Source organism: Deltaproteobacteria bacterium (genome assembly GCA_018668695.1).
Classification (GTDB): Bacteria; Myxococcota; XYA12-FULL-58-9; order XYA12-FULL-58-9; family JABJBS01; genus JABJBS01.
Genome location: JABJBS010000319.1, coordinates 19,199 through 44,990, shown reverse-complemented (window position 1 = coordinate 44,990; position 25,792 = coordinate 19,199). Strand labels below are relative to the sequence as shown.

Sequence of the window (25,792 nt, the reverse complement as noted above, 5' to 3'; positions counted from 1 at the left end):
TCCAGGGTTTGCATCATCGGGTGCTCTTCTGTGTACGTTTCCATGAACTCTGAATTGATTTTTACAGAAGACGCACTCCATAGACCGGCCGCGATGCAGCTGAGAGCAATTGCAAACCAAGCAAACCGATATTGAACCACACGCCGGCTGATGAATCGAACAAATGCAGCAACAGGCGTTTTTGAATTGGGTTGGTTCGGTGCTTCAAATTTCCCGAGGAAAAGGGAGAAAAGCAAGACCATTGAAAGATAGAGCAGTGCTAGCCCCGATACCGATTGCCAGCCCATCGAGGTAAGCAGCTCAGAGCGTGCTGCGAGAAGAGACGCAAAGCCAATAGCGGTCGTGAGAATGGTTAACCCACAGGCAAGAATCATGTGACTCATTGTGCGATGCGCGGCGGCGGCTTTATGGGTGGGGTCGAGGCGAGACTCCTCGGTGTATCGGCCAACGATATGAACGCCGTTGGAAATACCGATAATCATCAAGAGAATCGGCAGTGCGTTGCTCACGACCGTAATGGCTTGGTCCATGAGCACGTAAACAGCCATGCTCCACACAATACCGATGCCGACGGATGCAAGCGGCAAGGCGATGCCTACCGGCTTTCTGAAAATCAAAGTGAGTAACGTAAGAAAGAGGAGTCCGGCGAGAGGGATGATGGTTGTCTGGTCGGTTTTGAGACTTTCCACCACATCGCTGCGGATGGCCGGGAGTCCAGCGAGAGAGAAGCGCAGAGTAGCGGGGATTTTATACTGGGCTAGGGTAAGCTTGATGTCATGAACGAGCTTGGAGAGGTCCTCAATCTTTTGAATGTTCTGATTCAGATTAAGAACCATCAGACCGAGTTTCTTATCTTGGCTGACCCACTGTTCACCGAGCTTACCGGAGCGCGCCATAGCATCTCTTAAGGCTTCAGCTTCGGCTTGGGTAACGGGAGACTCAGTAACGACAGGCATGGGAAGCATGGGCATAAAGGGCATGATGCCCGCCTTAGGTACTTTGATATTGGCCAGTGAAAAAGTGTCGTCTATCTCTGGGTGGGCGATGAGAGCAGCACTGCTGTCGTACATCCAAGTGAGGTGTGCGGGTTCGAGTAGAGTGGTTTCGTCTAGAGATTCTAAGACCACCAGCACGACGTGCCGATGGACCCCAAAGGTTTTCACGAAAGCTTCCTGGGGTTCTACGAGGTCGTCGTTGCCGTGAAAAATCGTTTCTGGGCTGAAATCTATGGGGAGCTTGGTGCTCAGTGCGAGCGACGCCACGGTAAGCACTGCAAAAAGTACAAGGATGCCACCTCTGTTTGCATCGATTTTATGTAGCAACAACTCAATCATAAACTCCCTGATATCTTAGCCTAGATGGCTGACAGCTCCCAGAACCGAGTTGAAAGAGATTCTGGTATGACTTCTTGGTGCCAATTGTCGATAAATTGTAACGTAAGCCTTTGATACGCTTACTGCGGGTTTACCTTTCGGGTTCATTTGCTACAAGCCCGGTCATGAAATCTCGATTTTTGACTCTATTAAGCCTTTCGTTCTTCGTTCTCTTTTCTGCAGCATGCAGTGAGAAAGAAACCCTCGCTCCCAATGGGGGCAGCGATGTAAGTGAGCCAGCCGATGCCTCTGATGCCTCTGAACCAAGTGAAGCATCCAGTGACCCAGCGAATAGTGCCGATGCTGCTGACCCATCTCAGATCGAGTTGCCAGAAGAGGCTGAATTGGTCGTTCTTTTTGACCCTGGTTTTCCACCGGTAGTACGGGAACGTATCACTTCCATGCTAACAGAGGCCTCGCAGTGGCCGATTGTTCAGGCGGAAGCGACTTGCCCAGCAGCCATGCATCCGGACTCACGGGTTCTGAGCTTTGGGGCGACGGAAGCGGGCGTCATTGATGAATCAGAGTTGGTCGATCTGGCCGTAGAAGGCTTCATTGTGAAGAGTGGTGAGGCGTGTGGCGTACCAGCGTTGGCAGCAGATGGTAAGGCTCTCAACGATGAGGTCGCTTTCAATATCGGTGCTCTCTATGGTTCCTTCGCATTGCTTGAGGAAATGGGCTTTGCGTTTTGGCATCCCTTGGATCAGCTTATCCCGCCAGAGTTGCCTACGACTTTTGCTGAGTTGAGTTTACGTGAGGAGCCTTATTGGCCGATTCGTGGTTTTCAAATTCACACGATGCACCCAACCGATATGGCCAACGTTCTCAATGGTTGGGGCTATACGTCCAAGGATGATGAAGAGGGCTTCGAAGCCATGCGGTCTGACTGGGACAAGGTTCTACTCTGGATGGTTGCAAACCGTCAGAATCATGTTCACTGGGTGTTGCTCTCGGCGCAAGCATGGGAAGAGTGGGCCTACAGTGAAGAGCGTCTCGGCCGTTTAACCAAGCTTGTTGAGCAGGCTCATAGCTATGGGCTTCGCGTAGGCGTTGATGTACCGATTGCTCTTGAACAACAGCATGCGTTCCGTTTGATTCCTAACCAAGGTGAGCTTGCGGATGAACTTGCAGATATGCGCGGTCGTATCGATTACTTGATGCGTGCGGGTTTTGATTACCTAGCCAGTGAGAGTGGAACCAGTGAGTTCACCCATCCTGAGCCGTCTCGTATGCTCAGCTGGATGGACGAGATGGCCAGCTATCTTGATGAAGCCTATAATTCAGTTGCCTATATGAAGATTCATATTTCGTCAGGGCAGGTTGCAGAAGGTTATGCAGATCCAGTTACTGGGGAAGACATCAACTTTAACTTTCTAACGTATCATGCGGATCAGCGTTTGGGCATTTTACCCCACACCGTGCAGCACTACGCCTTGGATGACCCAGCGCCGACCTACGGTAACAATGGCTTTGCTCATATGCGTGAATATCTACAGCAAGAAGCAGGGCGCCGACCGACTGTCTGGCATCCCGAGACAGCTTATTGGGTAAGCTTCGATATTGATGTGCCTTTGTTTCTCCCGATTTATGCTCATCGCCGACTACACGATTTACGTTTACTCGGTCAGGATGAAATCTCCGGAAATATGGCAGTTGACGGTGCACGGATGGACGGACAGATGGTTTTCTCAAGTGGCTGGGAATGGGGCTATTGGCTCAACGATGCCGTCAGTGCTCGCGCTGTTTGGAACCCTCGCCTTGAAATGGCGACGGATGAAGATGCCATGGCCGATATTCTTCAGCGTATGTTAAAGCCATTTGGCGGCGCAACATCCGCGGTAACCACGCATTTGCAAACCGTGATGCAAAATCAGATGGAACTATTGATTGAGGGTCGCGTGAACGGACAGCTACCCTCTGAGGTGAATCGGCGCAACGGTCAGGCTTATATGTCTGGTGCTGATGCTTGGGACGACGTAGCGGATGTGGCTGGATCAATTCCAGGTGTGCCAGCATTTGCTCACCAGCCGGATAAGCTCGGGTTGGTTGAGATGCGCAGCCCTTTGCATGACCCTCCAGGATACAGCTCAGAAATTGACCCATTGTTGACAGCCATGGAGAACCAGTTTGGCGAAGACCTTGAAGTGATGCGCGCTTTAGAGAGCCAAATACCCACGCACGTGTTACCGTATTATGATGAATTGATGGACAGCCTGGAAATCAATGCCCTTCGTGCAACTCAAATTCATGGACTTTATGACTATGTCGATGGCTATTGGGATACTCCGCAAGATGAGCGGATGGAGAGAATGAACACTGCGAGGACTGCGCTTGATGATGGACTGGTATTGGTGGCGGAGCGTGAGAACCACTACCGGCTAGATCCAGAGCGCGTGGCCAGCTGGACGCCAAATCCTACAGCTTATGATTACCGGTTTATGTGGACAACGCGAACGCTCTTTTACTGGTGGCGAGATGAAGGCAAGGCTTTTGAGGCGCCAGTCTCACCTTGCTACATGAACCACATCAATCCCTTTGAGGTTGCTTTTGGTGAAGGCATCTATGTTCAGCTTGGTGAACTTGCCAACTGGGTATTAGACGATGTGCCTGGCGTAGGCAGCTTGGCTGAGTGCTTTGTAGCGCCGCCTGTGGAGCCGATTTTGCCACCTGAGGGCCTCCGTTAAGAGCGTCCCAAATGAAGAAACCCCCTTTGCTATACCGGGGCTAGCGGACAGCAAAGAGGGTCTATATTCTATCGCATTTATAGTTGTATTCTTATTCTATACGACTTTATCGTTATTCTATTTTGATGCGGTCTGGCCTGGCTTAGCTTAGCGCTGAATATCTACCATCTGTAATTCGTTGCCGTGTGTATTGAATTCACCCGTGAGTGTGATGCTCTTACCGGCACATGTTGTTGCGGTAGCCGTTACGGATACGAAACCATAATGGTTGTAGATTGAGCGTTCGCTTGTAGGAGCGACGCCATCGAGGTCGTTACTGAGAGTGACTTTGAAGTTTGAAGCCGAGGGAGCTGCTTTTTGAAGCGCTTTGGCTGCCGTGGCTTTGATAAACTGTCCGAGCTCAGGGTTGGCTTCAGTGCTGGTTGTGCTGAAGGTTCCGTCGAATGTTGGGCTGGTTCGAATGGCGATAGCTGCAGACATGTGGCTCTCCTGGGGCTTGGGTGTTGTGCATTCATTATCGGCGTCAGCTTTACGAAGTTGCTTAAAAGTTTATGCTTGGTTTATAAAAAGTCGTTTATAATGAATAAAGCCCAAAGATTTTAGTGGCTTATATCAACCGTTTTTTTGGAGGTAATCTTTAAATTCATAGCTCGAGGCCAAGATAGAAGGACTCTTATGGTGTCATCAGCCCCTGAGGTACCGGCTTAGAGAGCCACGCCTCATTAGAAAATGGGTATAAATGGTGGGAGTCGAACGCGTGGCTCTAGACTGGGTAAGAAGATTTCTGATTGGAACGCAGTGGTGAAGCCTAAGTAGAAGTAGTCTCGTTGATTGATACTTTAAGCGGAAAGCTACCGTCGCGTGTGGTTAATTCTATCAAAAATTGATGCTCGGCATTTTCTGCAAAAGTCAGCGGCCTATTTTGATGACTCTGGGGAAGGCCCAAGCGCACCGGGTAAACCGATGCGAGATCTTTGAACGTTGTTCCAAACATCACATTTAGAAGTTCACTGAGCCCATCGATTAGGAACTCATCATCGAGTTCATCTTTTGGAATACCGAGGAATGCTGAGCAAACATTGATGGTGAGTGCGCGCTGCCATCCAACGCTCACTTCAATTTCCGCTGCGCCTTCCGCGCGAAGTGTGCCTTGGAAATCATAAGTAGCGGCAGGACTATCGCCTACAACATAGACTACGCTGTCAATTTGGGTTTGGCTGCCGAGGACCAGGTTGAAAGTTTGCTTGGTCATTTCAGCAATGGTCCGAACCGCAAAACGCATTCGGTTGGAAATATTCTCAGGGTACACAATGGGCGTCTTGAATATAGCGGCTAAGACTGTGGCGACTTTCTCTTGAGTCACAGGCTTTTCGATGTAGGAGTGAGCGCCGAGAGCTAAACCCTTTTTGATATTTTCTCGGCCCACCAAGCCGCTTTGTAAAATAACCGGAACATCTTTCCAACGTTTGATGCTGCTAAACATTTCACATAGCAGCCAACCATCGATTTCTGGCATCTTAATGTCTAAGAATATGAGGTCGGGTTTGTTGCGCGCCACTTCACCAATGGCTTCAAGCCCAGAGGAGATAGCTTGAACATTGGTTAGGCCGGTATCTTCTAATAGCCCTAAGAGCATAGCAGCGCTCGTCGGCGTATCGTCGATGATTAGAATGCGCGGATTTTCAACTTTTTGTGAAGTGAGTTGCGATGTCATCCAATGGACTTCCAGGTTGAGAGCGGACAAAAACGATGCCGAGCTTTGGTTCCCTGATAATAACGATTATTTTGGGTACGGGCCAGTCTGTGAGGATGTAAGGGCTTAGAACCCCATTAATTCTGAGAAGTGAGCCGGGCAAAACGTGGTGTCGTCAGACGATTTGGCGCGTGCTGCCAAGCAATCGGAGCAAATCTCGCCTTCGGTGTAGGTCTTTTGGGTACGTTCTTCTTGACCAAGGTTCTGTAATTGCTCTTCAACGCTTGAGCGCTTCAGGGCGTGGGGATCCCAGCCAGGCTTGTTACGAAGCTTGGCAGCCCCTTCCGAGGCCGCTTTTTTCTTCTGGCGATGGCTGGTCATTTGGAAGCAGAGAAGGACGTCAAGAGGCTCTTAAGAGCACTGCTCAGTAACATCCGCAGTGATGGTGATTTCAACTTCGGTCCAAGTTTTGGATACACCGTCGTCACCGGTATGCAGTGCTTCACATGTTTTGTGGATGGAATCGAAAGCACCCTGAAGACTGAAATCAAGCATGTCGATAACTGCTTTCGCCACAAGAGTGCCTTCTTTGACACCTCCGTGCTTAAGCTGAGCCGACTTTGTTACGCCGTTCATGGTGACGTTGGTTATGAAGATGCCCGTATCTTTTCCGCTGGTTGCGCCAGTAATTTTTGCTGAGATTTTTGCCTGCTCGGCAAACTTTCCGAAGAACGCAGAAGCAACGGTGGCATTTCGGGCGGGGTTACCACTTTCGATTGACGCGCCTTCGATTTCGGCAGAGAGGCCAGTAAAAGCTGCGGTGAGTGTATCACCTGGCTTTATTCCGCTTATTTTTACACTGTTGAAGGTACCACCGACGGCCACCTTTTTGGTGGTCTTGTAAGCAGTCCATCCAGGGGTCAGTTTGGTAATAGTGTAGGTGCAATCTGCGGGTGCTGCTTTATCAACCACTGCTTGAGCTTCCGGCGCCGCCTTTTCAGCCGCTTGCTTCGCAAGTGCTTCTTTATTGGCAGCCTCTTTGGCCTGGATTTCTGGGCTCTTGGAATTACATCCTGAAGTAAGGCCCACCAAAAGTAGAAGTATAGCGAAAAGACGCATCGTGATTTCTCCTGAGTGATTTGTTGGAGACTATGCAGAATTTTGAGTTTTTGCGCAAATTCAGTTCATTTTTTGGAGGAGGTTACTTCTCGAACGCACGCCCGAGTGACATCGGTATCTTCCCAGGGTTCAATGGTTTCGCACTGATAGCGTTGCAGTACCCGTTGCCGTGAGCGGGGTAAAAAGGTGCGCCCCGGATCTCCGAGGAAAACCCGAGTGCCGTTCTCCACAGCGCTTTCGAGCCAGTCGATGACCACGGTGGCCAGTGGTTCTTCGTAGCAGACGTCGCCCGCCAGAATGATGTCGACTTTGGGTGGAGGTGATTCGAGTAGATTCGAGGCAGAGAAGCCAACGGTGACTTTGTTGAGGCCTGCATTGAGTTGCGTGGCATATTGGCAGATGGGGTCGATGTCGTTGGCCATCACATGGGCGGCGCCGCACTGAGCCGCGGCAATAGCGGAGAGCGCACAGCCAGATGCGAAATCCAGCACACTTCGCTCTACGATTTGGTCAGGGTTGTCTAGAATGTAGCGTGCGATGGCCTGACTGCCCGACCATGCAATCGCCCAGTAGGGGTTGCCGAAAGGAGAACTCTCTAAGTCTTCCTCAGTCATTTTCCCGAGGGTGCTTTTGGGATCGAGTAAATGCAAAGGGATTTCGGGAATCAAGCTGGCACAGACCACGTGCGTCTGAGCGAGTATAAACGTTGCATCAAAGGGTGGGTGAAACATGCTTTCGAAATGCTCTCAGGTTGAAGGAGGGTCCGAGTGCTTATCCCATTCTTCGCTTAAGCCTTAAACCCACTTGTAGAATTTTATCAATGAGAGGGCCGTATTCAATTCCAAGCGCTTTCGCGCTGGTGGCAAATTCATCATTTTTCGCAATGTTTGGATTGGGGTTTGCTTCAAGCAGGTAGAACTGCCCTTCGGCGCTAACCCGGTAATCAAGCCGAGCGTAGCCGCTTAAGTGAAGTCGCCGGTAAATTCTCTTTGAAAGCTTCGCAAGCTTGTTTTCAAATGCTTCATCAACATCTGCACGTTTCCACTTTATGCCATGGCGCTCTTGATATTTCTTGTCCCATTTTACTTTCTCGGTGGCGATTTTGTTCGACCCTTCGAGCATGTTGTTGAAGTCAATTTCCCAGGTTGGCAGAACTTTGAGCCGCTCCGTTCCCATAATGCCTACGTAGACTTCACGGCCGTCGATATACTCTTCCACAATAGCGTCGGTTTGAATGTGGTTGTGGATGAAAGCGATTCGCTCTTGCAGCTTTTCATCTGTATCCACAACGGATGCTTGAGAGATGCCGTAGGATGCCTCTTCAACCAATGACTTAACGATGAGAGGGAATTCTAAGTGACGTGGTCTCCGCATTTTTTTACCAACCGGGAAGACGGCGAATTTAGGTACCGGAACACGGTGGTAGCTTAGTACCTTCTTGGATAGCGCTTTGTCTCTAGCAAGCATCAGACCGCGAGCGCGGCAGCCAGTATAGGGCTGACCCATCAATTCAAGATAATTGACGACCAATTGGTCGTACATGCATTCACCGTGAAAGGCTTCAATGAGATTAAAAACAATGTCGGGCTTGCTTTGTTCTAGGGCAACGCGGATTGGAAGGATTTCTTCCCCAAGGCCAACCGGAATCACCTCATGACCTTGGCTACGAAGCGCTTGAACCACATCAAACTCAGTTCGCCATTTTTCGTGCTCTTTCGGACTGACACCTTCGAGGCTATCGGGCGGCATGAGCTCTTTATGCATCAATACGACCACGCGTTGTTTCTTCATAGCACAACCCGTTCTCGGTGAGCGTGAAGGCTTTGAGTGGTCCGCATGGTAAGAAGGATGGCAAAGTCTACGAGTATTTTATCTTCGTCCTCATGGACCCTCAAACCGAGTTCACGGCATCTGCCATGCATATGTGTAAAAACCTGATCCAATGTGAATTCGTATTCGCCGGTCCAGCGCGCCACTTGCTTACGAAGCTTGCGGCGATTGCGGCGTAAAAATGCCGAGGCAGCTTGCTTGGATTTGTGGTCAGGACTGTCGGAAAACAGGCGTTTTAAGTCTCGGTCGTAGATATCGGGAAACCCTTTGCCATATCTTGCTTGTTTCTGCTCGTAGTATTCTCTGAGGGTATATTTCAAACTACGAAGGTTATCGATTTGCTTACGGCTTTTGACAGGAGGCGAAGTGCCTTCTAGTTCTTCCATTAGCTCATTGACGTAATTTAGTTTTTGAAGAGCTGGCCAGCCTTTGTATCGGTTTTTCCATTTAGTCCCGGGTTTGAGCCAAACGGCAAAGGTCTCTGCGAAGTCTTCTACAGGGTGGCTTTGAGCGTACCAGTAATAGAGATTGAGGACGAAGCGTTTGCTACCCGGTTTGGGCGTGTATGTTTCGGGATAGTGAACCGTGGCCCTTCCAAATGTTTTTTGCCAATTTCTCTTTCGATGCAATCGAAAAGCGTTTTGGATGGCGTGTCCGGTTTCGTGCCGCATAAGTTTCATACACCAGGGCAGGTTACCACCTTCCACTTCAAGCATTTGTTGTCGTTCAAGTTTGGCCAGGCGGGGATGCGCTAAGTAAAAAGGAATCGCAAAGCCTGAAATACCGTCAGGACAAAACCATTCTTCACTGAGCCAAACATGGGGCCGAAGTTTAAGTTTTCTTTTTTTCAGCTCATCGTAGAGTTGTTCTACCGGTCGCTCCAGCCACGAGTCTTTGATGGTGAGGCCCAGCTCACTGATTGGAACTTCCATCAGGTCTTCATTGGAGTAGCTTTCCCAGAAGCGCTTGGTTGTGCGGGTGGATTTTCGTTTTCGAGTGCTCATGATTTCAATACAATTTACGCACAGACGGAGCTGACGGGCAAATCCGAGAGATCGACTGAGCATAGGCTTGGGAGCACGGGCCTTAGTGTTTCGCCGTCACTTCCGCAGACAGTTTATCAATGAATGATCCAATGCCGGTGATTTCTTCTTCAGAGAAGTGGTTCTGGAGTTTTGCATAGCTCTTGGTGTTACCCATCATATTTCTCGCATCTTGAACAAATGCGTTCATGACACTGGTAAAGTGCATATTGCTAAATTTCCAATTGGTATGGGACGGGTCGGTGTCATCTTCGCTCGGGGATACATTGACGTTGATATAATCTATCATCCACTTTTTGCGTTTGTCGTATTTTTGAAACCTTTGAGCCAGTCGAGAAACCATTCTGAGCACGCAAATAATAGACTGCTGATTGTTATAAAATTCTTCCCAAACTGCACCAGCCTCACTGTCTTCGTTATTTTCAAGAATCGCCGCATGGATATGGGTGACTTCATGTCGGAGCTCATCGAATATTTCACTTCCAATGAGACCCTTGAAGGCATCAAGAATCCCAGTGACGGCAAAGCGGGGAAGTGCACCGCCATAGATGCCCATCTCGCTTCGCCCTTCAATCTGATTTTCAAACCGACTTACCAGTAAGCGCCCTAGAATATTCTGGCGCCGGTGGCTGAAATCGTTGTCATCGTCCCAGGAGTTGAGTCGCTTCAATGTTTTATAAAGAACACTTGAAAGACGGTCATAATCACGAGCCGATTCCTGGCAAAGAAACTTTATTTCCTTTTCACCAATCGGCCCATTTCGAAGAATGAGCTCGTCGAGAAGACGTTTTTCAAGCTCTCGGATAATGGAGGCGAGTCTCGGCGCTTGGCTTTTCGCAAAGCGCTTCAAACGAGGGTCTTCATCATGGCTCATAGATAAAGTGTAGCGCTGCCCGGATCACCAGCGCAATGAAAGACCTGTTTTATATTAAGAACGATTGAAAACAGCCGCTTAGAGCGGCCTGTTAAGTTATTTAAGATGCATTCTGGAAGCTTTGGTCCTGTTTAGCCCCTAAGTGAAGGTTGGTTGATACGAGTGATTGGACTCTTGAGAGGAGCGAAAACGAAGTTCGGTGGCATTCATGAATGGCTTGGTGGGCTTTTAATAGGCTGGTTCATCCGTAAAGAAGCAGTTAAGATAAAATCCTCGGGGGAGATTCATGAAAACAAAATTAAGGCGTGTGTTGAGTGCCGTGTGCACATTGGGATTGGCTTTGGTGCTCTCAGGATGTTTTTCGCAAAATCATGGTCGCTGCGTTGATGAGAGCGACTCGGACGAAGCAAGAGAGTGGGTCTGGATATATGAGAACATGGGTATTGCCGCGAACCGCAAATGTATTCTGTGTTACTTAGACGGTACTGACCCTAATGACCGTTGTTACTATGTTTACAACGAAGATTTTCTCGGCAATCGCACTAAAGATACCTGCAAACAATACGCGTGCAGCGACGATCCGGGTACCGGTGACGCGTGGCAGCAAGGCCATGGCGGACAAGGTATGATTGATGAATTTTTCGCTGCTTATCAGAATGAATAGAGCGGATTAACTTGCAGTAGAACGGGAATTCCGTTGATACCTAGCGGTCTCGTAATTTGCTAAGGAGTACCAACATCTCAATATAGAGCCATACGAGAGTAACCATAACTCCGAATGCGCCGTACCATTCCATGTGTTTAGGGGCACCAGCCTCTACACCACCTTCAACTGAATCAAAATTGAGCACGAGGTTCATGGCTGCGATTGCAACCACGATAAGGCTGAAGCCAATTCCCATGATGCCGCCGCCCCGGATAAACGGTATTTCCGCTCCGAAGAAACTCATAATCATGCTTACAAAATAAAGCATGAAGATGCCTGAGGTTGCCGCTACTACGCCGAGTCGGAATTTGTCAGTGACTTGGATAAAACCAGATCGGTAGGCCAGCAATAGCCCTCCCAAGGTTGCGAGTGTGCCGAAGGCGGCTTGCATAGCAATACCAGGATAGCTCACTTCAAACATCGCTGAGATGGTTCCGAGAACAAGGCCTTCCAGCAAGGCATAAACGGGAGCAGATATATGGGCCACGGTGGGTTTGAATATGGTTACCAAGGCAGCAATGATGGCCAGAATAGGGGCGCCCATGAGGAGCCACGCGGGTGGTGAGGGCAATGCCCCAACCGCTACATTGGCTGAGCCCGGAAACACAACATTCCACGACCACATTGCCGTGATGAGGGCTAGGCCCAGTAAGATAGCTGTCTTGTTAACGGTTCCGTCGAGAGTCATCCGCTCAGTACTCGATGCGGCGTTTTGTCTGGCTTTATGAAAGATTTGCTCACCCATGGCAGGGTTTGTCGTGCGAAACATGCTTACTCCTTGAGGCGTTTATGGAGCCATCTCTAGTACTTTAGGCATCTGAATGCCAATGACAAGTGGGGTTTGTAATTGATTACTCAGGGTTTTAAAACTTGTGTACCAAAGACCGTGCGAACAAAGATTGCATACTACTGCGCAAGAAATGTTGTTCAACGCGCGTAAAGTGGCGCCGGTTCTATTGTAAGTCGCTGTTTTATATAGATTTAAGTTTTGGCACAACATCTGCTCCTCCTGGAGGACTTCCCCTTTTTTACTCGACCCAGGAGACCCCCGTTGCGAATTATTTCATTAGCTTTTGCAGTTCTCTTTCTTGTGCTTGGCGGCTTGAGTGCCTGCAGTTCACCAGACAGCCTGATGCCCACAGTGAATGAGGCCGATGGAGAAATATTGGTTGGGTTGACAGCGATTTCCGCGCCGCTTTTTCCACGTTACATCCTCTTTTATGAAATTGAGGGCGAGGATTATCCGGCGAGCCCAGGCGCAACGTGGGATTGGGTTCAAGCTGAGGAACCCATGATGACGTTTCCAGAGATGATGGACTTTTGTTTAGACCACGAACCGTATGCGTCTCAGATTACAGTAGCCACGGGAGAAACTGTACTGACTCGCGAGCAGCTTGACGCCAACTATATTGCAATCTCGTCGTGTGCTTATGACGTAGATCTTGGATTTAGAAGTAAGCCGTATTGGATTCCCCAGTTTCTCGAAGAAGTAGATGCTTGTGCACACGAGCTGGGCGAAGGTTGGGCAATGCCTACCGAAGAGTTTGTGATGGCTCAGGATTCAACTTTTTTTGAAGAGTATGCAGCTCAAAATAGCGCAACAGCCAATACCGAAAATACAGCGTCGATGTATTTCTCGCTTTCACTCTTCGTAACTGGCAGTGATGGCCAGCTCAAAGTAGCCACACTGGAACCCGGCGATCCGCAACCATCTCGTGTACGCGCACTGCCTGAACGGCTCGACCGGTCCGTCCATATTGAAATGCCGTTTGAGGACGATGATGAGGCGAGTATTTGGAATACGCAAACCATCGTGGTTCGCTGTTTTAAGGATGCGATATAGCGCTTTAAGAGATGCCATCCCAGCTATAGGCGACACCCAGGGTTAAGCTGTAGCCGGGTGATGCGAATCGAGTGTAAAGCAGGGTTCCGTAAGAAAAAACCAAGTGTAGATTCTTTTCAAGTGGATCAGCGGTTACACCTAAGCTCACTTCCATCGATACGGTTTCACGGCTGGTTAAGAGCGTGGGCTCTGGATCTTTTGCCACATTGAGCAGTGCTTGGCTGTAGACGCTCACGTAAGCTTTGTCTGGAAATAGCCAGACCCCGAGTTGCATTTTGAGATCGACGCCGTCCACGTAGTAGCCAAATCTTTTGCGATAACCAGCAGAGCCGGTGAGCCAACCCGGTATCACTGAGAGAGATAGCCCGTAATCGATGCGTGTTGTGAGGTCGTAATTGCCATCTCCCAGATCAGGAAAGCTGGTTTGCCACGCACTAAGCTCTCCGGGCAGTTGCTGGCTGGTTACGGGAGTATAAAGCGGCACCACCAAGTCCATGCCTACAACGAGATTCAGGCTACTCCACGGCGCCCATTCTACGGAGAATCGGCCATCACCGAAGTCTGCATTGCGAAAAGCCGCATCCGATGCGGCTGAGTTGGCTGCGAATATGAATGGAAGTTGAACTATTACCTGAAAGGGGCCCGGAAGGCCCACTTCGCTGTATAGGCTCAGGCTATAAGATGAAAAGGAAAGGTCAGTTTCTTCTGAAGCGCGATAGTAGCCATCTGATTGAAAGTAAGTGGTTGAGAACTTCGCGTAGCCGGCTCCGGTGTCTTTAAGCCAAGGTCCCGCCTGAGCGATTGTTGGAACGAGGAGCAATAAGAGGGCCGTGCATAACTTACGCATAGAGTGAACCTACGTAATCTTCATAACCGTTGTATCTAAGTGTTGGAATCGTTCCGGTTCCACCGAGCGGGCGTTCTTCAGCTTGTGACCATCTCGGATGGGGTTCGTCGGGATCAACATTGGATTCGAAGCTGTATTCAGTGGGCCCAATACTGTTCCAGAAGGTTGCTGGTTGCTCCGCGGTGAGTTCAATTTTTACGAGCGATTTTGGATTTTTATACCCGTACTTCCAAGGCACCACGAGCCGAATGGGTGCACCATTTTGAGTAAGCAATGGCTTCTGGTAGAGCCCCATGGCGAGCAACGTAAGCTCATTTTGGGCTTCGTCTAAACGCAGTCCCTCGGTGTAGGGCCAAGGGTATTGCGGAATGAGGTTTACCCCAGGCATCGTTGCAGGGTCATTGGCCGATATGAAGCGAACAAATTTGGCTTCAGGGGTGGGCCGCACCGCCTCGAGCAACTTGCTCAATTGAAAGCCTGTCCACGGAACGACCATGGACCAAGCCTCAACGCAGCGAAACCGGTAGAGGCGTTCTTCGAGGGTGAAATTCTCAACCAGGTCATCCAACGAGAAGGTCTGTGGGTTTTCCACGAGGCCGCCGACTTCCAAGTTCCAAGGGTAGGTCGGAAACTCGGATGTGAGGGTACAAACCTTGTCTTTGAAGACTGTGAATTCGTAGTAATTGTTGTACTGCGTAGCGAGCTCTGCCGGCGTGTGGTCACGGTCGGTGACTTCAAAGCCAGTGTTGACGGAGGCGGGGTAGTAGGCGTCGTGGGGTGGAGGAAATGCGTTGGTTTGGCAGTCTCCGTAAATCGGATCTGAGGTTCCGGTATCTGTTCCCGTGGTGCCAAGCGGGTTGCCATCAATGGATAAACCGCAGCCAGCCAAAGTCAGTGCCGCGCCGGAAAAGCCAGCTTTTTGGAGCCATTGCCGTCGACTCAGGTAGAGCGCTTCCGGGGTACTTCGTGTGTCAGGACCTGCCCATTTTGGAGCTTTGAGGATGGCGTCCAGCAAACGGTTGTTGAAATCATTCACGTAATTACTCCTGACAAGAATCACGACTCTAGTGGACCCGATGTGATTGTGAAAGAAGAATTTTAGAGATGGTATCGGCTTCGGCTGGGAGCGATATCTGTGAAAAAACTTCGGCCCGCCCTTGACGTATTGCGTCATGCCGTGCTTTCTTCGGTTTTGCGCAATGCGTCATGGATTGGAGAAAGAATGAAGCACGTGGTTATCGTCGGCGGGGGTTTTGCGGGTTTAAATGCAGCTCGAATTTTAGGTGGTCAAAAAGGCGTCTCAGTGACGCTGATTGACAGACGTAACCATCACCTTTTTCAACCTTTATTGTATCAAGTGGCGACAGCCGGTTTGAGCCCCGCAGAGATTGCGGCTCCAATCCGGACGCTTTTGTCGCGCTTCTCAAATATCTCGGTTTTGCAAGCGGAGGTTCGCAATGTTGATTCGCGTGCGAACACGGTTCACACCGATCACGAGGAAATATCTTATGATTATCTTCTTCTGGCTTGTGGCGCGAGCCACTCGTATTTCGGGAATGAACATTGGGAAGCGCATGCTCCAGGCCTTAAAACCATCGAACAGGCAACCGAGATACGGCGTAGGGTACTCACAGCGTTTGAGCGAGCAGAACGAGCTCGAGACAGAGCTGAACTTAAAAGAAATCTCACATTTGTGATTGTTGGTGCCGGTCCCACTGGGGTGGAGCTGGCGGGCGCAATCGCTGAAATGAGCCGATTTACGCTCTCTCAGGAATTTCGCTCCATCGATCCAGGATTGACCCGAGTGATTCTCATTGAGGCAGGACCACGTATTTTACCCATGTTCTCGGACGCTCAGTCTGCCATTGCGATGCGTGATTTGGAGAAAATCGGGGTCCAGGTATGGACTTCGAGCATGGTGACGAGCATCGACGAGGAAGGTGTTGAGATAGGCAGTGAACGAGTCGAGGCAGCCACCGTGGTTTGGGCAGCAGGGGTGAAGGCGCCTGAGCTGAATAAAGCTTTGGAGGGTGAGAAAGACCGCCAGGGCCGGGTTGTTGTTCAGGAAGATTTAAGCCTCGAATCCTCACCGAATATTTTTGTGGTGGGGGACCAGGCACATTTCGCTCATAACCGTGAGGCACCGTTACCTGGTGTGGCGCCGGTAGCTTTGCAGCAGGGTAAATGGGCAGCCAAGAACATTCTACGAGACCTCAAAGAGCAGGTCCGGCTGCCGTTTGTCTATACAGACAAGGGCCAGATGGCCACCATAGGCAGGAGCAGGGCTATTATGAGCTTTGCCGGTATGGAATTCAGAGGGTTTTTCGCATGGCTCAGCTGGCTCTTAGTACACATTTATTACCTAGCCGGTTTTCGAAACCGGGTATTCGTGGTCATGCAATGGGCTTGGTCTTACATGACATTTCGCCGATCAGCGCGCTTGATTGTCGATAAAGAGTGGCGCTCGTTCCCTCCAAATCCGGTAAAGTCTACTAAAGTTCTATAGAAATCCGTCGAAACTCTTTCTGAGGGCCTGTGGTCCGAGGAAAGAGCGCGATTTTGAAACGAGAGTCATCTGACATAGACCCAGTTCTCGTGAGGATGCTTGAGCGGCGTAAGCATTACGTTGCGAGCGAAGCTGATGTCGAAAGCGGAGCAGCGTCCCGGATGCTTGAAGAGCAAGGCGTGGTTTTGATTCCTGGTTTTTGTGACCGCAACACATGCGAGCGCCTGCTTCTATCCATCAGCCGACTACGTGAAACTGTTCCTGTCAAAATAGCTGAGCCGGAACATCGCAGTGATGTGCCACTATTGTATGCAGGCTTTGCGGAACAGGTTTTCGCGCAGGCGGTACCGCTTGTTGGTGAAATCCTTGGAGACCGTTTGACGGATAATCCCGAGGTCGTCGAGTTTTCTTGCATGGTCAGTTATCCCGGAGCCAAACGACAACCTCCGCATCCTGATGTTCGTCACACCGGGGATGTGGCTGAGATGTATTCTGTTTTTATCCCACTTCGAGATCAAGATTTAACGATGGGACCACTTCTGGCTTGGCCTCAGACACATCTAGAATTCCCTGAAACCATACAAATCAGTGAGGCTGTTCCTCTGCACGGCGAGTGTGGGTCTCTGGTCATTATGAATTCGCGTCTATTTCACTGCGGTGGTCAAAATGCTTCTCAAGTAGCGCGCCCCGTATTTTACTTCACGCTTAAGGGTGAAGGCGCAGACCCAATCGGTTCGACCCTCAGTATTTTACCTGAGTTTAAAGGTATGCATTTAAGCGATTTATTTGGCCTCGATGCTATGGGCCATACAGGAAGCGACTCATAGTGAAGCAATTGGATAAAGTATTTATTGTTAATCTACCTCGTCGAAGCGACCGACGTGCTGAGATGGAAAACCGCCTTGAAGCATTGGACCTTCCACCTGAGGTACGGGAGAAATTTGAGTTTTTTCCAGCGGTAGATGGCAGCCAAATCGATGATAAATTCATGGAACAGGGTAACTACGGTGTCTGGGATGCTTGGAAGAACTCGGATTTACCAGTGCATTTTTACCAGCGTGAAATTCGTCAGGGTGAAATAGGCTGTGCGCTGAGTCATGTGAATATCTGGAAGAAGGTTGTTGAGGAAGAACTCGACGAAGTCTTAATCCTGGAAGATGACGCGGGTTTCGATAGACATTTTAAATATTTGTTTGAACGTGCACTGACCTTTTGTCGGCATGCTCGCGAGGAAGGCAAGTGGGACCTTCTTTATCTGGGACGTAATGCTATGACGCCCGATCCGTTTCAGATTCGAAACTTCATAAGTGTGCCGGGCTTTAGTTATTGTACCCATGGCTACATGGTCACTCGAAGTGGTGCAGAAAAGCTTTTAAGCGTTGGTTATGAGCAAGATTTGATTCCTGTGGATGAGTTTTTGCCTGCGATGTTTCATCAGCATATCCGAGCTGACATTCTCGAGCGTTTTGCGCTTGCAGATCCGCTTTGGGCTTATGCGGTTACACCAAATGTTGTGCATCAGGTCGATTATTCCGACAGTGATACGGAGTGCTCTTCTGACACTATCAAGGGCGGAATGCCACCGGCAGCCAAAGCTGCATCCTAATTTATCTCTTTGAATAATTGTTCTTTAGGTAATCCATGGGTGAGCTATGGTTACGAGCAATTCGATTCATTGCTTTCATAAACTCCAATACATCACCTTGATTCTCATCGAGCAACGCCTGGAAATAATGCTGGTTGTTGTTGTACGTTCGAAACTGCATCAGTCTCGGATTGTTCCACTTCTGCTTGGCTAGATGAAGATAATGTCGTGGATGATGAAATGGTGCATCTTGGACACGGGTGACGAGGGATTCGTAGATCTGCGCTTTACGCTCACGTTTGGTAGCGTCGGGAACAGAAGGGTCGCGGTATAGTTTATCAAGATCTGCATAGAGGTTTTTAAGCAAGACACGCCAAGTACTCTGGTCCTCTAAGGAACGTTTTGCTCGTTGGAGAGTCCGGCTTTGGACACCATATTTCGCCTCAAGAAATTGCAGTGCTGCCGCATTGCCCACAAAGTTTGCTACACTCTCGTTGAAGTTCACACTTCCCGGTAGCCAGATGGTGACGTGGGTGAGTTCATGGAGAATCACTCGGGCAACTGTCCATTCGCTCCACTGCAACATGGATGGCAAGACAGGATCTTCAAAGTAGCCAAGGGTAGAGTAGGCACCTGCGGTTCTAAGGTAAGTTTCCAAGCCGGCGTCTTGTAATTGTTCGACTTGCTCAAGTGCTTCATCTTTTTCAAAGAAGCCCAGGTAAGGAACGGTACCAACAATGGGAAACCACCATGTTGCCGATTCAAAAGCCAGGGGCTGTGAGGCTGATACGTTCCAAATGGTATGGTCCCAGCCCATCGCAATGGTGCCGTAGAGTTCGCCCACATGAAGCCCAAGGTGAGAGCCGAATCCGCGCACTTCTTCAATCACATCTAAAGTGCGGCGCTCTTCAAGGCTGAGTTCGCCACTGGCTCTTGCTTCGAGATTGGGTACGCGGCTGTTAAGCATACTAAACTGATAGGTTGCCGACTTCGCAATATAGGCCACGCCACAGCCAGGGAGGCTGGATAGAGCAATAAGAATGGCTAAGAGGCGAAACATTTAAGAAGTGTATTGAGAGCGAGGGCTTGGAACAAGGTCGGTGCCTACTGCTTTTTGGATTTAGCTTTACCGGTATCGATAGCTTTCAGAAACAAAGCTACAGAATGCTGCTATTAAACTGGCGCGGAGAAAATACCGACACTCCATAAATCCCCCCGATTAAACGAGGGGATTTTTTGGGAATCTAGTTGTTGGCAATATCGCTGCAAATCCAGCTGATTCGACACGCATACTGCGCATTGCCGCCAATCATACCCGTGATGGCTTGACCGGCAGGGCAGAGCTGATCACCGTAATCGCCGCCGCCGCTTGCGTTACCCATTCCATCAGCGGAGGAGGTGTACCCAACGGTACTTCCTGCTGCGACGTCTGCAATACTCATGCAGCGTCCACGCACATAATCTAAGTGGTCACCAGCACGGACCTGACCGCCGACCATAACGTGGCCTGCAGAGCAGTAGTAAGGACCAACATTGCTGCCGCCGCTGCTGTAACCGTTAGCAGAAGTGGTTGTGATGCCACCCAAAGAACCATCGGCGAGCAGCTCTTGGCAGATCAGTTTTACGTGGTCAAACCAATCGCCGGTTTGGCCTTGGTAACCAACGGCCACAAAACCCGCAGGGCAACTGATAGTGCTGCTGGAATATCCGCAGCTGCCTTGTTGCGCCAGTGTGGTTGTGCCACCGCCGACTACAATTCCCGTCTCTTCCGGCTCGGAGCAGTCGCCCGCCTCAAGGCCTGTGGTACCGCCAACACAGTCGTCGCAGGTATCAACAAATGCATCGCCGTTGGGAATACCGGCGCAGTCAAGATATGCAACTTCAAGCCGAGGGCGCATGCTTGCATCCGCAAACTCACGCGAGTGGTAATTGGTACGATAGCCAGGGGAGTGAAGACGGACACTGATAAGGCCGTCGTTATCCAGTTCTGCTTGAACAGTTGTGGCCATTTCTTCGGTGGAGTGCTCACCTGTTCGAATCGTGTTGTCGCTGTAATCATACCAGAGCCACCAGCTGCCCAGGCTTGTGCCCGATACCGCCGGGCGGTTGTTCCAGGTGATGCCTTCTTCTGCCCAGGTGTCATCGTCTACGAGGTAAGTATAAACGTTGCCGTCGCCGCCCCAGGCAAATCCTGTGTGTGCGGTGGTTTTGAAGTTAACACTCTCTATATAAGCACCGGCTGGAATATTGGCTCCTAGGTCGAACCGTAAATAGGTTTCGTTGGCGCCGCGGTCCACAATGAGTTCATCAAGTAGTCCGTAGTTGCTGTTGGCGCTACCACTGGTTACGTGTGCATCGGCAACAGGTCCAAATGACACATTGCCACAGGTTGAGCCGTCTCCTTCACACACGCCGCATTCGTCGAGGATGGCATCTCCGCCCCATGTTCCGGTGCAGTCTTCAGTGCAATCGTTCGTAGCGTCGTTATCGCAGACGCCACATTCATCGATGACGGAGTCACCATTCGCAACGCCAGCACAGTCGGCACAGGTTGAGCTGTCGCCTTCGCACACGTCGCATTCATCGAGGATAGCATCTCCGCCCCATGTTCCGGTGCAGTCTTCAGTGCAATCGTTCGTAGAGTCGTTGTCGCATACGCCACATTCGTCCAGCATAGAATCGCCATTTGGGACGCCTGCGCAGTCGGCGCAGGTGGTATTGTCACCGTCACACACGCCGCAATCATCGATCACAGCATCGCCGCCCCATGTTTCTGAGCAGTCTTGAATGCAATCATTGGTAGCGTCGTTATCACAAATCCCGCATTCGTCCGCGAGAGCATCTCCGTATGGGACACCCGCGCAGTCGGCGCATTGCGTATTGTCGCCGTTGCACACACCGCATTCATCAACGACTGCGTCGCCGCCTGAAACGCCAGCACAATCAGGAATTGCTGAGAGTGGATTGTCAACGCTGCATGCTGCGAGTGTTAGGCTCAAAAAAGCAATCGGAAGGATTAAAGAAATACGAATTGCCATCGTTTCCCCCTAGTTGGGCTGTGAGTGTTTCGGGCGAACACCGGGTTCTGGATGACTTCAGAAAACGACTTTCTAACTCTGAAGTTTCGATGTCCCTAAGCAGTATTCACCCGTTGAACAACGTCTAAAATCGTCTAATTATTCAAAATGGTAAGGGAGACACCTGTGATTTGTACGTTTTTCGGATGATGGCTCATATTGGTATACTTTGTTCGGGCCACTTTTGCCGTATCTGTATAAAGTTCTTATTTGGAGCTAAATTGATCTTCTTTGTTCTGAAACAGGATATTGAATGTGGTTAGGGTGCCGTAGGCCTTTGAGATGTATTGTTGCATCTCCAATTTGTCGGTTTTGCTGAGGTCGTCATGGCCATTGAGTTTGGCTTCTAGGACTCGCAATCTGTCTCGGACCATAATTATCTTATGAAAGAATGTTTCAATCGGGACCTCTTTCGGTTGGAGGCTGTCGTCGGCAGGCTTGAGTATGATGGTTCCGCCTTCCCATTTACGCCCCAGCTCCACGTATCCATAAAGTGATTCCTCTTCGAGGAGCTCGCGCAATACTTGTTTGAGGCCATTTCGATCCATGTCGATTTCTCCATCAGTATTACCCATGGTGGGTTTTGAAAGGGTGGGACGCTGTGGTCGTGGGGTATCGTCATCTTGACTGCTTCTTGACCGGGACCGCTTCGCCTTGGTCGGCTTCGGTACCTTAACTTTGCCTTCAAGCGCGGGCTTGAGGTGAAACTTACTGCAAATACTGAGTGTTTCCGAAATGAGTTTCAGTTCGGGGCGAACCCGACATTGTCCGGTATAGAGGCCATCGGGCTCTTTGTTGTGTTTGAGGAAACGCAAACATGAGCCACAGGTGGGGCTGAGCAGGTCCGACATGTGCACGAGGATACGGTAAGGGGCGAGGTGCGTGCAAGACGCTGGAGTGGAGTTTGAGTGGAGAAAGCGCTGGCGGCCATGGGATGGCTTGGGGGAATAAGCGTACTCATGAGCCGCCAGCTAGGGGGTATCTCATGAATTAAACGATCAAGAGGACCTGACAATTCCCTAGAAAACGTTTTAAGTTAAAAATTACTTGCAGGTATTCCCGTTTTTCGGGTTAAACATAATTATTTACTGATCTTAAATACTTGAAACCATCGAGCTCAGGCCTAACACTATTAATGCATTCAAATGGGCTGGGGGCAGGACCATGAACGTACATTCTTTAGAACAAGCAAATCAACTGATGCCGTATCTTCAAGGGATCACTCAAAAGGCAGCAAGCGAAGTCCTTGTGCTTGCGCAAGAGCGAGACCTATTTGAAGTTGATGAACCGGGTTATGATGACTGTGTTGAAAAAATTCAGGGCGTTATCGACATCTGGGTTGACCAAGTTGATCAGGCGGGCGCTAAACCTTGTGGCCTTTGGGCCGTGGATTTTGATAAGGGCGATGGCTACTACTCCTGGAAATATCCTGAACCTACTCTCGAATATTGTCGTAATGACGATCCCGAGAAGGGGGCGGGCAAACGAGAGCTGATTCAGCCTGAAATCGTCCATTAATGACCCACTTACCTTCCTTGATTCTCTTCTCCTTCACATTATTATTTCTGGCTGCCTGCGGAGGCGAATCCGATAACGGGATATCTGAACCGGCTCCTGTCGACGAATCCATCTCCTTCATTGAGGCTTGTCATCAACATTGTGACTTTTCCCATGACGACCCAGAGGACTGTCCCGCAGACTTAACGGAGAGCCTGAATAGCTGTTTTCTAAAATGCGCTGCTGAGGATGACATGGACTTAAGCGAATCATGCGAGTCCACCGGAGTTGCTTTTTATACGTGTACACAGACGCTGTCTTTTATTTGTACAGAAGGCCGAACAGACCCAACTCCAGCGAATCTTTCCGATTGTTCCCTGCAAAGCGGAGAATGGAACGCCTGCTTATTGGGTGGATAGTTTCTTGAGATTTCCTTCGCTGCTGCTCTTGTGGTGGTGTCTCAAAAAGAGAATTTAGACTCAGCTTAGCCTGGGGACAATGATTGCCAAACAGAAATCATTCGATTTGTGAAGTATTATTTTAAATTAATTGAGTACTCATTTTCGGACAAAATTGACATATTTCGGGAAATTGTGGCCGATATAGGTTATGATGTTCTTATCTAGTGATCGACGCGCTTCACGGGGCTGTTTGCTGTGAACGAATGGAGAATAGTGTGGCTGTGTCAGAAGCGCCATATTGCGCCGTTACATTTGATGTTGAGGTTCAGGTGGCACCGATGTACTTGCCCGACGACTCAGCGCCTGAATCAGGATTGCATGTGTTTTTCTATGCAATGCGGCTTATTAACCGCGGTGAGATGGCGGTAGCGGTTCAAACCCGACACTTTACAATTCGAGATGGAAATGGCGTAGAAAGGTCGCTTGAGGATGCCGGAATGCGTGGCAAGCCTGTATGGATCCAGGCCGGCGAAAGCGAAACCTTTTCAAGTTATTGTCCGTTACCAACAGCCTGTGGAAGCATGCGTGGCTTTTTATGGGTAGAGTTTTCTGATGGAACTGAGGCTCGGGTGGAAGTCCCCGTGTTCTTTTTACGTCATCAAGACCATTTATCTGGAGAAGATGGTCTTTACCGTTCCATTGGTTAAATTGTTTATTCGGTGCCGGGGGGCTCCCTTTCAAACATCACATCTTCGACGCTTTCTCTAAAAGCGTCGCTTTCTAAACACCAACTTTTAAAAAGCTCGCGGTCGATTCGAAAGGCTCTTACTTCGCCTTGCGTGGTGACATGAGCAATCGATGGTGCATCCGTAAGCAGCGACATTTCACCTACCAATTGGCCACGACCGAGAAGTGCTAAGTCGATTTCCTTTTTAAAGAATCGACCACCGGTTGAGACCAAGACACGCCCTTCGTCAATGAGATAGACCGCGTCGGGGGCATTGTTTTCTTTAATGAGTTTATAATTGGTTGGGAACTCATAAAGCAGGACCTGTCCTGGATCAGGAGGAAGGGCCTGGAGTGGAGCATCTTGGAAGAGTGGCAGTTCTTTCGAAAGTTTCAGGAGCTCTAGATAGTCACGTTGTGTGGCTTCCGCTACTGCTGGGTCTGCCAAGTCGTTGGGCAGGCTCTCGGGGAGTTCTATTTTGCTCGGTTCGCTCTCTGACTTGTCTCGCTTCTTACCAAAGAGATTACGTAATACAGAGAAGTCGACATCCAGTTCCGGGAGACTGATTCCTGACAATTTCAATGAGCGCTTGACGCCGCCATCTAGGGCACGTTCGGCAACCATGGAGCCGAGGTGGTCTTTGAAGCGATTGTTTTTATCTAAGAGGTATTCAAAGAGTGCGCGGCTTAGTGCGAATACTTTTGTGAGACCCACACCTTTTACCGTGGCGTTGGCGGGTTCATCGAGAATGATAGACATCTCCCCAAAAACATTACCAGGAATGAGGGTCGCAGAATGAGTTGGTTTTCGAAGTAGGTTGGAATGGCCCCATACGTCGACTTGCCCGTCATAAATAATAAAGAAAGCTTCACCATGCTGCCCCGACTGAACCATGGCAACACCGGCATCGAATTCGAAAAGTTCAATGCGTTTGCATATTTCACCAATGACCGTGTCTGGGATGTTTTGGAAGAGGTGGAGGCCGCGCACATATCGAATAAGCCACGCGTAATCCTCGGGGGTCATCGCCAGCTTGCGGTACCCACGCTCACGCGCCTCCAGGGGGTCCAGGTCGAGTAGTTCTTCTCGTTCATCATCGTTTTCTCGCTCATCGCCGAGTTCGTATCTTTTAAAAAGTTCAGGCGGAAGAATTTGGCGATTGAGCTGAAAAAGGCCGCTCTTGTCTTTTACTGCTTTGAGAAGACCGGGCTCGCCCGGAGAGTTACCCTCGGGTTCTACAATTAAGATAGAATCAGGGTGGAGATGGTTTAAGAGCTGGGCGCCGAGGTGAAGCTGAACATCATCAGATAATTCCGGCACCACATGGCGCATCAAGACGATATCACAGATCGGTATAGATGAGAGGCTGTCACAAAGGTTGAGGGTATTGAACTCAATGCATTCTCGAATTTCATCACTGAAGCGAATGGTCTCGTCCTGATTTTCGATAAACTGCTCTTTCCAAGGTTCAGGAAACTCTTCGGTCATCTGCTCTTCAGAAATTTCGCCTTCTCTTGCACGTTGAATGTTGTCTGGACAGATATCGGTTCCCAGAATTTTGAGAGTCCACCTCTCTGGGTGGTCAATATTGCTCTTGAGGTACATTGCAATGCCGTAAGCTTCGGCTCCTGTTCCTGAGCCGGCACACCAGATGGTCAGTGTTTTTGAAACTTCGTTTCGTTTTAGAAGCCTTGCCAGCGGACGCTCGCCCAGGAGGGTGTATTGCTCATCGCTAAGCTTCAGTGTTGATGTGCGGTCTTGAAAATAGGCCAGAACCGGCAACCAGAGCTCACTGCTTTTGCCTTCTTCTTGGAGTTCTTCGTAGATTGAGAGGATGTCATTTTGAGCCAGGTCTTCCACTAGCTTTTCTATTTTAGCTTCGGCAACACGGTAAAAAGATGGGACTGCTCGCTGCCCGCTGCGCTCTCTTACCCAATCGATGAATTTATCTTCAGTGCTCATCGCTATCCTGTGTTTCAACCCCTAC

Annotated in this window: 25 protein-coding genes; 9 read left to right on the top strand and 16 right to left on the bottom strand. The window is 49.7% G+C overall.

Translation table 11 applies throughout. The features are described from left to right. Positions 1-1,334 (bottom strand): MMPL family transporter (locus HOK28_17750; GenBank protein MBT6434947.1); only part of this gene is annotated, 1,334 nt, incomplete at its 3' end. Between the two features lie 164 nt (positions 1,335-1,498). On the opposite strand from HOK28_17750, the gene HOK28_17745 reads away from it, so the two are divergent. Continuing rightward, a complete protein-coding gene (locus HOK28_17745; GenBank protein MBT6434946.1) occupies positions 1,499-4,057 on the top strand; it encodes a hypothetical protein in 2,559 nt (852 codons plus the stop codon). Positions 4,058-4,204: 147 nt separating this feature from the next. On the opposite strand, the gene HOK28_17740 is transcribed toward HOK28_17745, so the two are convergent. The 8 genes from HOK28_17740 to HOK28_17705 all read right to left on the bottom strand — a co-directional run bounded on the left by HOK28_17740 (position 4,205) and on the right by HOK28_17705 (position 10,616). Further along, on the bottom strand, positions 4,205-4,537 hold the full coding sequence (locus tag HOK28_17740) for a hypothetical protein (protein ID MBT6434945.1): 333 nt from the start codon (positions 4,535-4,537) through the stop codon (positions 4,205-4,207). Between the two features lie 328 nt (positions 4,538-4,865). Then, positions 4,866-5,771: a response regulator gene (locus tag HOK28_17735; GenBank protein ID MBT6434944.1), complete on the bottom strand. Its 906-nt coding sequence runs from the start codon at positions 5,769-5,771 to the stop codon at positions 4,866-4,868. 105 nt (positions 5,772-5,876) lie between these two features. After that, positions 5,877-6,131, bottom strand: a complete 255-nt coding sequence (locus HOK28_17730) for a hypothetical protein (protein MBT6434943.1) — start codon at positions 6,129-6,131, stop codon at positions 5,877-5,879. A 30-nt stretch (positions 6,132-6,161) separates the two neighbouring features. Further along, complete coding sequence (locus HOK28_17725; GenBank protein MBT6434942.1) at positions 6,162-6,869, bottom strand: YceI family protein; 708 nt, start codon at positions 6,867-6,869, stop codon at positions 6,162-6,164. A gap of 65 nt (positions 6,870-6,934) precedes the next feature. Then, the gene (locus HOK28_17720; GenBank protein MBT6434941.1) at positions 6,935-7,600 is read right to left on the bottom strand and encodes a methyltransferase; all 666 of its coding nucleotides are present in this window, start codon (positions 7,598-7,600) and stop codon (positions 6,935-6,937) included. Between the two features lie 40 nt (positions 7,601-7,640). Further along, a complete protein-coding gene (locus HOK28_17715) occupies positions 7,641-8,660 on the bottom strand; it encodes a D-alanine--D-alanine ligase (protein MBT6434940.1) in 1,020 nt (339 codons plus the stop codon). Then, positions 8,657-9,703: a hypothetical protein gene (locus HOK28_17710; protein MBT6434939.1), complete on the bottom strand. Its 1,047-nt coding sequence runs from the start codon at positions 9,701-9,703 to the stop codon at positions 8,657-8,659. Before HOK28_17710 ends, HOK28_17715 begins: the two co-directional genes overlap by 4 nt. A gap of 82 nt (positions 9,704-9,785) precedes the next feature. Further along, entirely contained in the window at positions 9,786-10,616 is an 831-nt protein-coding gene (locus HOK28_17705) for a hypothetical protein (GenBank protein ID MBT6434938.1), read from the bottom strand. Between the two features lie 286 nt (positions 10,617-10,902). On the opposite strand from HOK28_17705, the gene HOK28_17700 reads away from it, so the two are divergent. Beyond that, positions 10,903-11,280 carry a hypothetical protein gene (locus HOK28_17700; protein MBT6434937.1) on the top strand — a complete coding sequence of 126 codons (378 nt, stop codon included), beginning with the start codon at positions 10,903-10,905 and terminating at the stop codon, positions 11,278-11,280. 40 nt (positions 11,281-11,320) lie between these two features. Here HOK28_17700 and HOK28_17695 read toward each other — a convergent pair whose 3' ends face one another. Beyond that, on the bottom strand, positions 11,321-12,091 hold the full coding sequence (locus HOK28_17695) for a Bax inhibitor-1/YccA family protein (protein ID MBT6434936.1): 771 nt from the start codon (positions 12,089-12,091) through the stop codon (positions 11,321-11,323). 282 nt (positions 12,092-12,373) lie between these two features. On the opposite strand from HOK28_17695, the gene HOK28_17690 reads away from it, so the two are divergent. Then, positions 12,374-13,165 carry a hypothetical protein gene (locus HOK28_17690; protein MBT6434935.1) on the top strand — a complete coding sequence of 264 codons (792 nt, stop codon included), beginning with the start codon at positions 12,374-12,376 and terminating at the stop codon, positions 13,163-13,165. 4 nt (positions 13,166-13,169) lie between these two features. Here HOK28_17690 and HOK28_17685 read toward each other — a convergent pair whose 3' ends face one another. Then, entirely contained in the window at positions 13,170-14,012 is an 843-nt protein-coding gene (locus HOK28_17685; protein ID MBT6434934.1) for a hypothetical protein, read from the bottom strand. After that, positions 14,005-15,186 (bottom strand): protein-methionine-sulfoxide reductase catalytic subunit MsrP, encoded by a 1,182-nt coding sequence (msrP, locus tag HOK28_17680; protein MBT6434933.1) that lies wholly within the window; start codon positions 15,184-15,186, stop codon positions 14,005-14,007. The genes HOK28_17685 and msrP overlap by 8 nt, the downstream gene beginning before the upstream one ends. Positions 15,187-15,234: 48 nt before the next feature. Between msrP and HOK28_17675 the strand changes: the two genes are divergently transcribed. The 3 genes from HOK28_17675 to HOK28_17665 are packed head-to-tail and all read left to right on the top strand — an operon-like array spanning position 15,235 to position 18,124. After that, a complete protein-coding gene (locus HOK28_17675) occupies positions 15,235-16,518 on the top strand; it encodes an NAD(P)/FAD-dependent oxidoreductase (GenBank protein MBT6434932.1) in 1,284 nt (427 codons plus the stop codon). Positions 16,519-16,571: 53 nt separating this feature from the next. Then, the gene (locus tag HOK28_17670; protein ID MBT6434931.1) at positions 16,572-17,345 is read left to right on the top strand and encodes a hypothetical protein; all 774 of its coding nucleotides are present in this window, start codon (positions 16,572-16,574) and stop codon (positions 17,343-17,345) included. After that, positions 17,345-18,124 carry a glycosyltransferase family 25 protein gene (locus HOK28_17665; protein ID MBT6434930.1) on the top strand — a complete coding sequence of 260 codons (780 nt, stop codon included), beginning with the start codon at positions 17,345-17,347 and terminating at the stop codon, positions 18,122-18,124. Before HOK28_17670 ends, HOK28_17665 begins: the two co-directional genes overlap by 1 nt. A 1-nt stretch (position 18,125) precedes the next feature. Here HOK28_17665 and HOK28_17660 read toward each other — a convergent pair whose 3' ends face one another. The 3 genes from HOK28_17660 to HOK28_17650 all read right to left on the bottom strand — a co-directional run bounded on the left by HOK28_17660 (position 18,126) and on the right by HOK28_17650 (position 21,995). Beyond that, complete coding sequence (locus HOK28_17660; protein MBT6434929.1) at positions 18,126-19,163, bottom strand: hypothetical protein; 1,038 nt, start codon at positions 19,161-19,163, stop codon at positions 18,126-18,128. Positions 19,164-19,347: 184 nt separating this feature from the next. Continuing rightward, entirely contained in the window at positions 19,348-21,141 is a 1,794-nt protein-coding gene (locus tag HOK28_17655; GenBank protein ID MBT6434928.1) for a DNRLRE domain-containing protein, read from the bottom strand. A 245-nt stretch (positions 21,142-21,386) separates the two neighbouring features. Continuing rightward, positions 21,387-21,995, bottom strand: coding sequence for a hypothetical protein (locus HOK28_17650; protein ID MBT6434927.1), 609 nt, complete (start codon positions 21,993-21,995; stop codon positions 21,387-21,389). A gap of 349 nt (positions 21,996-22,344) precedes the next feature. Here HOK28_17650 and HOK28_17645 point away from each other — a divergent pair, with 349 nt between their 5' ends. From HOK28_17645 to HOK28_17635, 3 genes are all read left to right on the top strand, one after another. Next, the gene (locus tag HOK28_17645) at positions 22,345-22,698 is read left to right on the top strand and encodes a DUF2203 family protein (GenBank protein ID MBT6434926.1); all 354 of its coding nucleotides are present in this window, start codon (positions 22,345-22,347) and stop codon (positions 22,696-22,698) included. Continuing rightward, positions 22,698-23,096 carry a hypothetical protein gene (locus tag HOK28_17640; protein ID MBT6434925.1) on the top strand — a complete coding sequence of 133 codons (399 nt, stop codon included), beginning with the start codon at positions 22,698-22,700 and terminating at the stop codon, positions 23,094-23,096. The genes HOK28_17645 and HOK28_17640 overlap by 1 nt, the downstream gene beginning before the upstream one ends. 257 nt (positions 23,097-23,353) lie before the next feature. Continuing rightward, positions 23,354-23,785 carry an ApaG domain gene (locus HOK28_17635; protein ID MBT6434924.1) on the top strand — a complete coding sequence of 144 codons (432 nt, stop codon included), beginning with the start codon at positions 23,354-23,356 and terminating at the stop codon, positions 23,783-23,785. 5 nt (positions 23,786-23,790) lie between these two features. Here HOK28_17635 and HOK28_17630 read toward each other — a convergent pair whose 3' ends face one another. Then, positions 23,791-25,767: a cyclic nucleotide-binding domain-containing protein gene (locus HOK28_17630; GenBank protein MBT6434923.1), complete on the bottom strand. Its 1,977-nt coding sequence runs from the start codon at positions 25,765-25,767 to the stop codon at positions 23,791-23,793. Positions 25,768-25,792 lie beyond the last annotated feature (25 nt).